We start from the raw sequence: 13,280 nt of genomic DNA, 5'->3' as shown, positions 1-13,280 counted from the left end.
AGATATTGGCGACTGTCTTATAAATGGCGGTCGGCTCCAGCGTTTTTTGAAAGCGCCCAGCGTCTTTTATAAACGCGATGTATTCTGTGTCTTTAACGCGGGAATTTGCCCGCTGCAATGCACCTGTGACTTATAGGCTTGCTGAAAGGTCACAAGCTGTGGGCTAAGGCCGACAAACGCCGCTCAAACCTTGCAAAGGCGGGTTTGTGAACCTACCTTGTCAAACAATATCAGGATATTGGCAAAGCAGGGTGCAGGATCGTTTTTCTCACTTGCCGAAAATGGCCTGAAACGATTTTTGGACCGGAGATTTCCCTATGTCACAGCGTCACGCGCCCGTTATCATCATCGGCTCAGGTCCGGCGGGTTATACCGCCGCAATCTATGCAGCGCGTGCGATGCTTAAACCGATCATCATCACAGGTTTGCAGCAGGGCGGTCAGTTGATGATCACCACTGATGTTGAAAACTATCCGGGCTATGCCGAACCTGTTCAGGGTCCATGGATGATGGAGCAGATGGCAACACAGGCTGAAAAAGTCGGCGCGGAAATTGTCTATGACATCATCACTGAAGTTGACACCAAATCGCGTCCCTTCCGCCTGATTGGCGATGGTGGCACGGTTTATACCTGCGATGCGCTAATTATCGCGACCGGCGCACAGGCCAAGTGGCTTGGTCTTGAAAGCGAACAGACGTTCATGGGCGGCGGCGTTTCTGCTTGTGCGACCTGTGACGGTTTCTTCTATCGCGGCAAGGATGTTGTGGTTGTTGGTGGCGGCAATACCGCTGTTGAAGAAGCACTTTATCTTTCGCATATCGCAAAGAGCGTGACAGTTGTTCACCGCCGTGAAGGCTTCCGCGCTGAAAAGATCATGCAGGATCGCCTGCTGTCGCGTGAAAATGTCAATGTTGTCTGGAACAGCGTGATCGATGAAATCGTCGGCACAGAAGCAAAGCCACCAGTGGGCGCGACGGTGACCGGTGTGCGCCTCAAGAACATTGTTACAGGCGAAACGCATATTCTCGATGCACATGGCGTTTTCGTCGCCATCGGTCATGCTCCTGCCGTTTCTTTGTTCGAAGGCAAGCTTAAGCAGAAGCCAAACGGTTATCTGTGGACTGCGCCTGATTCGACGGCGACGGATGTTCCGGGCATTTTTGCTGCTGGTGACGTTACCGATGATATTTACCGGCAGGCAGTGACTGCCGCTGGTATGGGCTGCATGGCGGCGCTTGAATCCGAGCGCTATCTGGCTGCACAGGAACCGCTGCACGAAGCTGCGGAGTAATGAGAGGGGGAGAAGGTGGTTGCACCACTCGACTGGGATAAACTGCGCATATTTCATGCCGCCGCGGAAGCGGGGTCGTTTACCCATGCCGCACAGACATTGCATCTGTCGCAGTCAGCTATTTCGCGCCAAGTCAGTGCGTTGGAACAGGATGTGGGAGTTCCGTTGTTCCATCGCCACGCTCGTGGCCTTATTCTGACGGAGCAGGGCGAAACGCTCTATCGCACAGCGCATGACGTGCTGATGAAGCTCGAAAATGTCCGCTCCAAGCTTGCAGAGAGCAAGGAAAAGCCGACAGGTCGCCTGCGCGTGACCACAACGGTTGGTCTTGGTTCTGGCTGGTTGATCGAGCGTATTCAAGAGTTCGTCGAGCTTTACCCGGATATTCAGTTGCAGCTTATCCTCGACAATGAGGAACTGGATCTGACCATGCGCCACGCGGATTGCGCAATTCGTTTGCGTCAGCCGCAGCAGCCGGACCTGATCCAGCGTCGCCTGTTCACCGTGCATATGCACGTCTATGCATCGGCGGGTTATGTTTCCAAGCACGGGAAGCTCAATTCCATTGAAGAAATCGACCAGCATCGCGTGGTGACGTTCGGTGAGCCTGCGCCAAGCTATCTGACTGGGCTCAACTGGCTGGAAATTGCCGGTCGTACAGATGGCAGTTCGCGTATTCCGGTTTTGCAGGTCAATAACCTTCTGTCGGTGCGTCGTGCTGTGCAGCGTGGCGTCGGCATGGCAGTTTTGCCTGATTATATGGCCGACAAGGAATCCGGTCTGGTGCAGCTTTTGCCCGATCTTGAGGAAATTCCATCCTTCGACACGTTCTTCTGCTACCCGGAAGCGTTGAAGAATTCGGCCAAGCTTCATGCGTTCCGCGACTTCCTGTTTTCAAAGGCGCGTAACTGGACCTATTGATCTGTTTCAAAGGTCGAGAAAAGGCCGCGTGAGTTTACTTACGCGGCCTTTTTATTGGATGTTCTTAAGCGGGCAGGTTCTCTTGAGGCTTTAGCTTTTCCCGATTGAGATTGCTTGGGTAAACCTCATGCATGACATCGTCGATGACGTGATGGCTAAGTGTTTCGATCTCAACGATTTTGCTTGTCGCTGTGTCATCAAGATCATGAATGACAGCACCGACAATCCGGTCGCCGGGAAGTTCACGATCTATTGCATGCGCAACAAAGCCCGCTGACGGTGCCCAGACATAGCTTATTCCTGCCGCTTCACCGGACCATGCCCGATGAAGGTGGCCACTGGCATGAAGCTGCACGTGATGGCGTGCGAAAAGCTCCATCAAACGCTGGCGTGGAACAGGTGGGATGCCCCAGAGCCCGGTTTCGCCTTCATCTGGGCTGTCGATAAACAGCGGCTTGTGCGCAAAAATAGCGACAGGGCAGCCTTCGCTATGGTTGAGCTGTTGTTCGAGCCAATGGAATTGCTTTTCTTCCAGCACGGAGCCATCGCCCATAATCAGGCTGTTGAGGCCAATTAGCAGCCACTGTCCGAAATTCAGCGTCCAGTATTCGGGGCCGAAGTGGTCGCGCCAGCGTTGTAAGCGTTCGGTATTAACCGGCTGCCTGCTTGCCGGTAAATGGCCTATGTCATGATTGCCCGGCAGGCAGAGCATCGGAGCGGGAAGGTCTGCCATCAATTCACGACAGAAGATCAGATCATCTTCCACATCAGCGCCATCAACCGTGAAGTCGCCGGTATGGATAATGAGGTCTGGTTTCTGATCAGCCATCCAGTCAATAAGCGGCGACCAGTTGCCGTTGAAGTGCAGCTTGGTTGGACTGAGATGTGTGTCGGTAATCTGGATGATCCGCAAGATAGGCTCCGGCGCAGCGCGATGGGGGAGAGAGGCTGCGAATTTTAAACGGTATCTAGGAGCCTCTCATGACAGATAGGTTGCAGTTGGATGATTGTTTGATGACAGACGTCAGGTGGTCTGATTTGGTCTTCCATGTGATTTCTTGCCATTTTATGAGGCATGCATGATGGCTATGTGCCTTTCGTTTAGGCGGCTCATTAATGCAGTATGAAGAAACATGATTGGTTGGTTAATGTGCAAGCTATTGATTTTAATTGATAATATTGAATGGCGAAGCTATGCAAAAAATGCATGGCTGCATTGTGCTAAAGTTGAGTTGCAAAAACAATAATCACAAGGCATATAAGAGTCATCTCAGCGCTGCGTTTCCTCCTCCCATTTGCGCGCGCTGAGTGTTCCCCTCTGGAGGTTTGCCTCAATGGCACCTTCAAAACTCAAAGCCAGACATTTGTCTGGCTTTTTTTTTGGCTTTACGCCGGGGCATATGATTTTACGAGAAATGCAGAGACGAAAAAGGGGCCTTTCGGCCCCTTCGTCAATCTATATAGAAGTGTTTAACGCAGACTTGCGCAGAAGCGCTGAATGCGTGAGCAGGCTTCTTCAAGCAGTTCGTCCGAAGTCGCATAGGAAATGCGGAAGTTTGGTCCGAGGCCGAAAGCCGAACCGTGAACAACGGCAACGCCTTCTGCTTCAAGCAGTTCGGTTACGAAGTCTTCGTCAGACTCAATCACCTTGCCAGCTTCTGTCTTCTTGCCGATCAGTCCAGCGCATGACGGATAGACGTAGAACGCGCCTTCAGGTGTCGGGCAATGAATGCCGGTTGCCTGATTGAGCATGGATACGACCAGATCGCGACGTGCCTGGAAGATTTCCTTGTTCTTCGGAATAAAGTCCTGCGTGCCGTTCAATGCTTCAACAGCCGCCCACTGAGCGATGGAGCAAGCGCCGGAGGTCTGTTGACCCTGCACCATGTCCATAGCCTTGATGAGTTGCAGCGGACCTGCTGCGTAACCAATACGCCAGCCGGTCATCGCATAGGCTTTTGAAACGCCGTTCATGGTGAGCGTGCGGTCATAAAGCGAAGGCTCAACCTGTGCCGGCGTCGTGAAGACGAAATCGCCATAAACGAGATGTTCATACATGTCGTCGGTGAGAATCCAGACCTGCGGATGACGCACGAGAACGTCGGTCAGTGCCTTCAGTTCGGATTCTGTGTATGCCGAGCCGGTTGGGTTCGATGGCGAGTTGAAGATCAGCCACTTGGTCTTTGGTGTAATCGCGTTTTCGAGATCCGCAGCGGTCAGCTTGAAGTTGTCTTCGATCTTCGTGTTAACGAAAACCGGCGTGCCGCCGTTGATCGCAACCATTTCTGGATAGCTTACCCAGTATGGTGCAGGGACGATCACTTCATCGCCTGGGTTCAGGGTTGCCATGAAGGCATTGAACAGGATCTGCTTGCCGCCTGTGCCGACGATGACCTGTTCTGGCTTATAATCGAGACCGTTTTCGCGCTTGAACTTAGCAACGATGGCCTGACGCAGCTCAGGAATGCCAGCAACTGGGGTATACTTTGTTTCGCCGCGATTGATCGCGTCGATAGCAGCCTGCTTGATATTGTCTGGTGTATCGAAATCGGGTTCACCCGCTCCGAGACCAATCACGTCCTTGCCCTTGGCTTTCAGTTCACGTGCTTTCTGGCTGACCGCGATGGTCGCAGATGGTTTTACACGAGAAAGGGCGTCGGCGAGAAATGCCATGATAGATCTCCATAGATGGCAGGATCAGATAACCGGCACCGGGCGTGGTCCGGTCTTGCGGGCTTTCTATGTCGCATTGGCGCACGAATCGCAACAAAAGCTTTGCAGTTTCGCAACAAATTCCGTGGTCTCGCGCAATTGTGTTGCTTAAAAGTTCTGATCCATCAGTGATCCGCGCATATTCGTTCAACGAAACTGATTGGACAGGGTGTAGCCGGATCGACATGTTATAGCGGTACAGGAGAAGCAGATGCTCACGATCTACTCACAGCCAGATTCTGGAAATTGTTATAAGCCACGGCTTTTGCTTGCGAAAATCGGCAAGCCGTTTAAGCACGTCACTGTTTCGGCGCTTGATGGTTCAACCCGAACGCCGGAATATCTGGCCAAAAATCCAAACGGCAAGGTTCCGTTGCTCGAACTCGAAGACGGGCGGTTCATAGCCGAATCAAATGCTATTCTTCTCCATCTCGCAGAAGGCACAGCCTATCTGCCCAAAGATGCTTACGAGCGAGCACTTGTCTATCAGTGGCTGTTCTTCGAGCAATATAGCCATGAGCCATATGTTGCGGTGCGTCGTGCTTTGATGGTTTATCCAGAGCGCGCAAGTGATGCGACGCCTGAACGATTGGCATCTACGCTTGAGGGTGGCGACAAGGCGCTCAGCGTGATGGAAACGCAGCTCAAGAAAACGCCATTTCTGGCAGGGGATGCGTTAAGCATCGCGGATATTGCGCTTTATGCTTATACGCATGAGGCCCATCGCGGTGGCTTTAATATGGACCAATATCCGGCTGTTCAGGCATGGCTTGCGCGCGTTGCTGCTGACGAGGGACATGTGACCATGGATTGGTTGCCGTGAGCAATGTTTTATAACCCATGGCGTTGTCGGATCGAAGCGGGATCAGAAATCAGTCCGGTGGACTGATTTTCCCGCGAAGGCGGTTCCCACTTTTTCGTGACATGCTCGGGACAAAGAAAAGGCGGGGTATTACCCCGCCTTCATTTATTTAAACGCATGTCTTGATCTCAAAACCGATTACCACTTTTGGGAGACATGCTTTAGCCTATTCGGCGAAACTTAAGCTGCGACGAGGTTGTCAGCAGACGAGCGGCCCGAACGACGGTCTTCTACGATTTCGAACGAAACCTTCTGACCTTCATCAAGCGTGGTCAGACCAGCGCGCTGAACGGCAGAGATGTGAACGAAAATGTCTGTGTTGCCCTGATCAGGCTGAATGAAGCCGAAGCCCTTGGTTGTGTTAAACCACTTAACTGTTCCCGTAGCCATGGGAAATTCCTTTGTAACATTAGTAGTCGATAGTCCGTATGCTTCGCACACGTCCCTGTGGATCGAAATTATGGACAGGAGATCGTCAGGAAGCACGGCAGGCCGGGCGGGTCGCAAAGTCACTTGACCGAAAAATCGATAGAGAAACTATATGCGACAAATTTGACCAACACAAGATAGGCTTTGCACTCTCTGGCGGCCTATTTTCGTAATAGTTTTTCTCATGTCGTCGGCCCAATTAGGAGGGACGTCTATGAAGAGAGTTTTGGCGGTAATGCGATTTTCCGAAGGTTTTAGAGCTTCCCGATTGCCCTCGCATGAAAGTTACATGATATCTGCGCTCAAGAACGCGCGAGCTGTTGAAAACGACGGGGTTCCGTCTGGTTTTGGTCACTATATTTCGCCAGTAATAGCGGTAACGTGAAATCGTACATACGATGAGGAAAGACTTGGTATCCGAAGTTAAGCAGGATGAGCCGCAAGGCGCTGATCGTCTTCTCACGAAGCCGCAAGGTGAAGTGCTGTCGGACGGTAACGATCTTTTCTCGCAGTCGCGCATGATGATGAGCGCATTCTGGGTGTCACCGGTGCGTAATCAGCTTATTGCTCTGGGAACCGGCATATTTGCGCTGATCGTTCTGATTGCAGTTGGGCAGGTCGCTATCAATCGCTGGAATGTGCCTTTTTACAATGCGTTGTCCGATCGTAATCTGAGTGCTTTCTTCCACCAGTTGCTGATCTTTTTTGCCATTGCAGGCACGGTTCTCATTCTCAATGTGTCGCAGACTTGGCTGAACCAAATGTTCAAGCTGAAATTGCGTGATGGGCTGGCACGCGATCTCGTTGGTCAATGGTTGCAGCCGGGGCGGGCGTTTCGTCTGGCGAAAGCGGGCGAAATTGGTATCAATCCCGATCAGCGCTTGCAGGAAGATGCGCGGCACCTTGCGGAAACAACCAGCGACCTCGGCATCAACCTGCTGCAATCGACGGTCATTCTTGTAAGCTTCGTCGGTGTGCTGTGGTCGCTTTCGAGCGGCTTTGTCTTCCATGTCTGGGGCTATAGTTTTTCTATTCCCGGTTACATGGTTTGGGCGGCTGTGTTTTACGCAGGCTCCGCTTCGCTGCTATCCTGGTTTGTGGGGCGTAGCCTTGTCAATCACAATGCAGATCGCTATGCGCGAGAGGCCGATTTTCGTTTTTCGCTAATGCGCGTGAACGAGCATATTGACGCGGTGACGCTGGCGCGTGGTGAGGCCGATGAGCGTCGCAGACTGGACCGTGATCTTGATGCGGTGCTGCTTGCTATCAAACGCATCGTCATTGCGACCACAAATCTCACATGGGTTACGGCAGGCTATGGCTGGTTTACCATCGTTGCGCCCATTCTCGTCGCAGCCCCGGTTTATTTCTCCGGTGGTCTGACATTTGGCGGTCTGATGATGGCGGTCGGTGCTTTCACGCAGGTGCATAATTCGCTGCGCTGGTTTGTCGATAATTTTGGTGCGATTGCCGATTGGCGTGCAACGCTGCTGCGTGTCGCGAGCTTCCGGCAGGCGATTTTGCGTATGGATGAAATTGGCCATCTTGATCGACAAATTACCGTTGAGACCAATACGGAGGAGCAATTGACGATTGACAATCTGTCGATTGCAGCGCCGGACGGTTGTCTCAATCTGGTTGAGAAAAATGTGGTCATTAATCCCGGTGAGCGTCTACTCGTAACGGGTGCCACAGAATCTGAGCGCAGTATGCTTTTCCGTGCACTCGGTGGGTTATGGCCATGGGGCAGTGGGCGGATTGGATTGCCTGCGGGCGACCGCGTGGTGTTCATTCCCCATGCGCCGTATATCCCGCCCGGTAATCTGCATGATGCGGTTGTCTATCCACTCAACGCTACCGACTTTTCAAAAAAAAAGGTCGCTGAAGTTTTGAGACTAGCCGGGCTTGAGCGACTTGTGCCGCAAATTGACCGTGTTGTGCGCTGGGACCGGACGCTAACAGCTGACGAGCAACAAAGCCTAGCACTGGCGCGGTTGGTGCTGCAAAATCCGAGCTGGATTGTGATTGATGGGACGCTGGATGGGATGGATGAAGATGCGCGAAAGCGTGCCTATACCATTCTGGAAGGGCCGCTGAAAGCTGCGTCCGTAATCCATATCGGTAAGGGATTAGGCCATAACGGCTTGTTTCCGACCAAGCTTCATCTTGAGATCGACTTGAACGCCACGCCACTGCGCTTGCCGCATCAATCCTAAGTAAGAGCTTAAAAATAAAAAGGCCGCAGATTTTCATCTGCGGCCTTTGTTAATTGCTCATATACAGCTTATGCGCGGAAGTAATCCTGAAGCGGACGAACTTCCATTGAACCAGCCTTGAGTGCTGCAATGGCTTCTGCCGCAGCTTCTGCACCCGCCATGGTGGTGTAGTAAGGCAGTTTCTGCATCAGTGTTGCACGACGGATCGACTTGCTATCCGAAACAGCGCTCGCACTGTCGGTCGTGTTGAAGACCAGGTGGATCTGACGATTGCGGATCGCATCTTCAACATGCGGACGACCTTCGATCACCTTGTTGATCTTAACTGCTTCCACGCCATTGGCTTCGAGGAATTGCTGTGTTCCACCAGTCGCCATGACCTTGAAACCAATGCTTGCCAGCTTGCGGACTGGACCGAGTACGCGTTCCTTGTCTTCGTCACGAACCGAGACAAATACCGTGCCTTCACGCGGAAGCTCTACGCCTGCGCCAAGCTGCGCCTTGGCGAAAGCCAGTGCATAGTCGTAGTCGAGGCCCATGACTTCGCCGGTCGAGCGCATTTCCGGTCCGAGCAACGTGTCGACGCCGGGGAAGCGTGCAAACGGGAATACGGCTTCCTTAACCGCGATGTGCGGGCGCGCATTTGGCTGTGGCTTGCCACCATAGGCATTAATCGCTTCTTCAAGGCTTTCGCCAGCCATGATGCGGGCTGCAACCTTGGCAATTGGTGTACCAACGGTTTTTGCGACGAATGGAACGGTACGCGATGCGCGTGGGTTGACTTCAAGAATGAAGATTTCATCATCTTTGATGGCGAACTGCACGTTCATCAAGCCACCGACATTAAGCGCCTTTGCAAGCAATGCTGTCTGGCGTTCAAGTTCGGCAACGATTGTCGGCGAAAGCGTGTGCACTGGCAGCGAGCAGGCACTGTCGCCGGAGTGAATGCCAGCTTCTTCGATATGCTCCATGATGCCGGACACATAGCTGTCTTTGCCATCGCAAAGGCAATCGACGTCCACTTCGATGGCCTGTGTTAGATAGGTATCGAACAGAAGCGGGTTTTTGCCGAGAAGCGTGTTGATCTGGCCGGTCTTATCGTTTGGATACTTCGCCTTGATGTCTTCTGGCACCAGTTCAGGAACAGTGTCGAGCAGATAGGTCTGCAAGCCGCGCTCATCATGAATGATCTGCATAGCTCGACCACCCAGAACATAAGACGGACGCACAACCAGCGGGAAGCCGAGGTCAGCAACAATCAGGCGAGCCTGTTCAACCGAATAGGCAATGCCGTTCTTTGGCTGGTTTAGGCCGAGCTTGATCAGCAGCTTCTGGAAACGGTCGCGATCTTCTGCAAGATCAATTGCATCTGGCGAGGTACCCAGGATCGGAATACCAGCCTTTTCGAGTGCCGTCGCAAGTTTCAACGGTGTCTGACCGCCGAACTGGACGATGACGCCGTGCAATGTTCCTTTTTCCTGCTCAACGCGCAGGATTTCCAGCACGTCTTCGGCAGTCAGTGGCTCAAAGTAGAGACGATCTGATGTGTCATAATCCGTGGAAACTGTTTCCGGATTACAGTTGATCATGATGGCTTCATAATCGGCATCATTGAGTGCGAAAGCTGCATGGCAGCAGCAGTAATCGAATTCGATGCCCTGACCGATACGGTTTGGACCGCCGCCGAGAATGACAACCTTTTTGCGATCCGAAACTTCTGCTTCCGAACGCGGCTGACCAACGAAAGGCGTTTCATAAGTCGAGTACATGTAGGCCGTTGGCGATGCAAACTCTGCCGCGCAAGTGTCGATGCGCTTGTAAACCGGATGCACATCCAGCTCGTTACGCAGCTTTGCAACATCTTCGGCATCCTTGCCGATCAGGCTTGCAAGGCGCGCATCAGAGAAGCCCATGGCTTTAAGCATACGCAGATTTTCTGCATCTTTTGGCAGACCATGTTCACGGACGCGGGCTTCCGTCAGAACGATCTCTTCCATCTGTTCAAGGAACCAAGGATCGATCTTCGATACGTCGTGAATCTGTTCGGTGGTCAGGCCAAGGCGCATTGCCTGTGCAACCATACGCAGACGGTCTGGCGTTGGTGTGCCGATGGCCGCACGGATTGCGTTCTTTTCGTCGCCTTCTTCAATGTTCGGAATGGCGATTTCATCAAGACCGGTGAGGCCGGTTTCAAGACCACGCAGTGCTTTCTGCAAGCTTTCCTGAAAAGTACGGCCAATGGCCATCACTTCGCCGACCGACTTCATAGCGGTGGTCAGGATTGGTGAAGAGCCGGGGAATTTTTCAAAGGCAAAGCGAGGGATTTTGGTGACGACATAGTCAATCGATGGTTCGAACGATGCAGGTGTTGCGCCGCCGGTGATGTCGTTGTCGAGTTCATCCAGTGTGTAGCCGACTGCAAGCTTGGCTGCGACCTTGGCAATCGGGAAGCCGGTTGCCTTCGACGCAAGAGCCGACGAACGCGATACACGCGGGTTCATTTCGATTACGATCATACGGCCATTCGCCGGGTTGATCGCGAACTGAACGTTTGAGCCGCCGGTTTCAACGCCGATCTCGCGCAATACTGCAATCGAAGCGTTACGCATGATCTGGTATTCTTTGTCGGTGAGCGTAAGCGCTGGGGCTACTGTAATACTGTCGCCTGTGTGAACGCCCATTGGATCGAGGTTTTCGATCGAGCATATGATAATGCAGTTATCCGCTTTGTCGCGGACCACTTCCATTTCATATTCTTTCCAGCCAAGAACCGATTCTTCGATCAGCACTTCGGTGGTTGGCGACGCATCAAGACCACGCTCGATGATCTCGAAGAATTCCTGACGGTTATAGGCAATGCCGCCGCCGGTGCCCCCAAGCGTAAAGCTTGGGCGGATGATTGCTGGAAGACCAACGAAATCCATCGCCTGTGCAGCCTTGGCAAGCGCATGGCTCATATAGCGCTGCTTGCGTTCGACTTCGCCGAGCTGCCATTCGGTTTCGAGCTTGTCGAGCGCCTTGTCGAGGTCGTCGCCCGTGTGTTGCGACTTTACTTCGTTGCGCTTGGCTTCGTGACGCTTGCGGTCTTCGTCTTTAATTTCGGTGGCATTGGCCAGCATGGAATTCGGCGTATCAAGACCAATCTTTTCCATGGCTTCGCGGAAAAGCGCGCGGTCTTCTGCTTTGTCGATGGCTTCTGCGTGTGCACCAATCATTTCAACATTGTAACGCTCAAGAACGCCCATGCGGCGGAGCGACAATGCAGTGTTAAGAGCGGTCTGTCCGCCCATTGTTGGCAGCAGCGCGTCAGGGCGTTCCTTGGCAATGATCTTAGCAACGACTTCAGGTGTAATCGGCTCGATGTATGTCGCATCTGCCAGATCCGGGTCGGTCATGATTGTGGCCGGATTGGAGTTGACGAGGATGATGCGATAGCCTTCCTCTTTCAGCGCCTTACAAGCCTGCGTGCCGGAGTAATCGAACTCACAAGCCTGACCGATGACAATTGGGCCCGCGCCGATGATCAGGATTGACTTGATATCTGTACGTTTCGGCATGGGGGCATCCTATCTTCGGTTTTAGCCTGCCAGAAAAGCCCGCACGGATTTCCGGCGGGTTGGCAGAAGTATATTCTTTGGGCTAAGTGGGCCTTATAGGCAATGATGAGCCAAAGCGGAACCCCACAAATGCCCTTATTTCAAAGAAAATGCGGGCATTCACCAAAACTTATGGGCAAGCTTGGTTGTAATACCGGTTTGTAGACGCATTTGTTGCAGATGCGTCTTTGTTTGTGATTCATGCGCATTTACTTTTTATGTTGCTGTACCAACTGTTTGTGCGACAATTGTAAGCGTTAGTTTGGTGCCGCTGTTCACAGGTGGCACGGTGAAGGGGAGTTGGTCCATGCGTTGGCAAGGCCGTAGACAAAGCGATAATGTCGAAGACGTTCGTGGACAACAGAGCGGAGGCGGAGGCTTTCGCGGCGGCGGCATGGGCGGTGGCCCCGGTTTTCGCATCATGCGCGGCGGCGGTATTTCCGGTATTCTCATTCTGGTTGTGATGTTCTTTGCGCTGCGTGCTTTTGGTATTGATCCAATGCCGTTCCTGTTTGGTGACGGCAGCATCAACCCGACCCAGACTTCGCAGCAAAGCACTGGTGGCAAGGTTGCCAATGACGAGGCGACGCAGTTCGCACGCACTATTCTGGCGGAAACCGAAGATACTTGGAGCGGCATTTTTCAGTCGCGTGGACAAACCTATGCTCCGCCGACAATGGTTATTTTCTCTGACGGTGTGCGTTCTGCTTGTGGCATGGCATCGTCTGCTTCAGGACCATTCTACTGCCCCGGCGATAAAAAGCTTTATATTGACCTGGCATTCTTCAATGAGCTTGCAACCAAGTTTGGCGCATCGGGTGACTTCGCCAATGCTTACGTGATTGCGCATGAAGTCGGACACCATGTGCAAAACCTGCTTGGGATCCTGCCGCGCTTTAATCAGATGCGTCAGCAGATGAACGAGGCGCAGGCCAATCAGATGTCGGTGCGTGTTGAGCTGCAGGCAGACTGCTTTGCGGGTGTCTGGGGTTATTACACTGACCAGAAGGGCATTCTGGAAGCTGGCGATCTTGAAGAAGCGATCAATGCCGCGCATCAGATTGGTGATGATACGCTGCAAAAGCGCTCTCAGGGTTATGTGGTGCCGGAGAGCTTCAATCATGGCACGTCGGCGCAACGCGCTAAATGGTTCCAGCGTGGGTTTGACAGCGGAAAGATCGATTCCTGCGATACATTCAGCGGGGATATTTGATCGCTAATAAATATGGACAAAGAAAAAGCCGGGATTTTA

The 13,280-nt window shown here is 52.7% G+C and carries 9 protein-coding genes and 1 pseudogene; 5 read left to right on the top strand and 5 right to left on the bottom strand.

What is annotated here, in order from left to right:
• Window positions 1-317 precede the first annotated feature (317 nt).
• The gene (trxB, locus tag ACOZHT_RS13680) at window positions 318-1,292 is read left to right on the top strand and encodes a thioredoxin-disulfide reductase (RefSeq protein ID WP_339511577.1); all 975 of its coding nucleotides are present in this window, start codon (window positions 318-320) and stop codon (window positions 1,290-1,292) included.
• Between the two features lie 15 nt (window positions 1,293-1,307).
• Window positions 1,308-2,213, top strand: a complete 906-nt coding sequence (locus ACOZHT_RS13675; RefSeq protein WP_339511579.1) for a LysR family transcriptional regulator — start codon at window positions 1,308-1,310, stop codon at window positions 2,211-2,213.
• A 64-nt stretch (window positions 2,214-2,277) separates the two neighbouring features.
• Here the strand turns inward: ACOZHT_RS13675 and ACOZHT_RS13670 are convergent, their stop codons facing one another.
• From ACOZHT_RS13670 to ACOZHT_RS13660, 3 genes and pseudogenes are all read right to left on the bottom strand, one after another.
• Entirely contained in the window at window positions 2,278-3,126 is an 849-nt protein-coding gene (locus ACOZHT_RS13670) for a metallophosphoesterase family protein (protein WP_339511581.1), read from the bottom strand.
• Between the two features lie 352 nt (window positions 3,127-3,478).
• Window positions 3,479-3,668: pseudogene (locus ACOZHT_RS13665) on the bottom strand (hypothetical protein).
• Between the two features lie 15 nt (window positions 3,669-3,683).
• On the bottom strand, window positions 3,684-4,886 hold the full coding sequence (locus ACOZHT_RS13660) for a pyridoxal phosphate-dependent aminotransferase (protein WP_339511583.1): 1,203 nt from the start codon (window positions 4,884-4,886) through the stop codon (window positions 3,684-3,686).
• Window positions 4,887-5,136: 250 nt separating this feature from the next.
• Between ACOZHT_RS13660 and ACOZHT_RS13655 the strand changes: the two genes are divergently transcribed.
• Entirely contained in the window at window positions 5,137-5,748 is a 612-nt protein-coding gene (locus tag ACOZHT_RS13655) for a glutathione S-transferase family protein (protein ID WP_339511585.1), read from the top strand.
• 219 nt (window positions 5,749-5,967) lie between these two features.
• Here the strand turns inward: ACOZHT_RS13655 and ACOZHT_RS13650 are convergent, their stop codons facing one another.
• Window positions 5,968-6,177: a cold-shock protein gene (locus ACOZHT_RS13650; RefSeq protein ID WP_339511587.1), complete on the bottom strand. Its 210-nt coding sequence runs from the start codon at window positions 6,175-6,177 to the stop codon at window positions 5,968-5,970.
• Between the two features lie 518 nt (window positions 6,178-6,695).
• Here ACOZHT_RS13650 and ACOZHT_RS13645 point away from each other — a divergent pair.
• Window positions 6,696-8,432 carry an ABC transporter ATP-binding protein/permease gene (locus ACOZHT_RS13645; protein ID WP_421565867.1) on the top strand — a complete coding sequence of 579 codons (1,737 nt, stop codon included), beginning with the start codon at window positions 6,696-6,698 and terminating at the stop codon, window positions 8,430-8,432.
• Between the two features lie 68 nt (window positions 8,433-8,500).
• Here the strand turns inward: ACOZHT_RS13645 and carB are convergent, their stop codons facing one another.
• Window positions 8,501-11,989, bottom strand: a complete 3,489-nt coding sequence (gene carB, locus ACOZHT_RS13640) for a carbamoyl-phosphate synthase large subunit (RefSeq protein ID WP_339511591.1) — start codon at window positions 11,987-11,989, stop codon at window positions 8,501-8,503.
• A gap of 346 nt (window positions 11,990-12,335) precedes the next feature.
• On the opposite strand from carB, the gene ACOZHT_RS13635 reads away from it, so the two are divergent.
• On the top strand, window positions 12,336-13,241 hold the full coding sequence (locus ACOZHT_RS13635; RefSeq protein ID WP_339511593.1) for a neutral zinc metallopeptidase: 906 nt from the start codon (window positions 12,336-12,338) through the stop codon (window positions 13,239-13,241).
• Window positions 13,242-13,280 lie beyond the last annotated feature (39 nt).

It is taken from the genome of Ochrobactrum sp. EDr1-4 (genome assembly GCF_049199085.1).
Lineage (GTDB): Bacteria > Pseudomonadota > Alphaproteobacteria > Rhizobiales > Rhizobiaceae > Brucella.
The sequence above is the reverse complement of the archived record's forward strand: the minus strand, read 5'-3'. Positions and strand labels throughout refer to the sequence as shown.

Coding starts and splice junctions, on each gene's coding strand:
- ACOZHT_RS13660 (WP_339511583.1), bottom strand. CDS start 4,886: ATGGCATTTCTCGCCGACGCCCTTTCTCGTGTAAAACCATCTGCGACC.
- carB (WP_339511591.1), bottom strand. CDS start 11,989: ATGCCGAAACGTACAGATATCAAGTCAATCCTGATCATCGGCGCGGGC.
- ACOZHT_RS13650 (WP_339511587.1), bottom strand. CDS start 6,177: ATGGCTACGGGAACAGTTAAGTGGTTTAACACAACCAAGGGCTTCGGC.
- ACOZHT_RS13655 (WP_339511585.1), top strand. CDS start 5,137: ATGCTCACGATCTACTCACAGCCAGATTCTGGAAATTGTTATAAGCCA.
- trxB (WP_339511577.1), top strand. CDS start 318: ATGTCACAGCGTCACGCGCCCGTTATCATCATCGGCTCAGGTCCGGCG.
- ACOZHT_RS13635 (WP_339511593.1), top strand. CDS start 12,336: ATGCGTTGGCAAGGCCGTAGACAAAGCGATAATGTCGAAGACGTTCGT.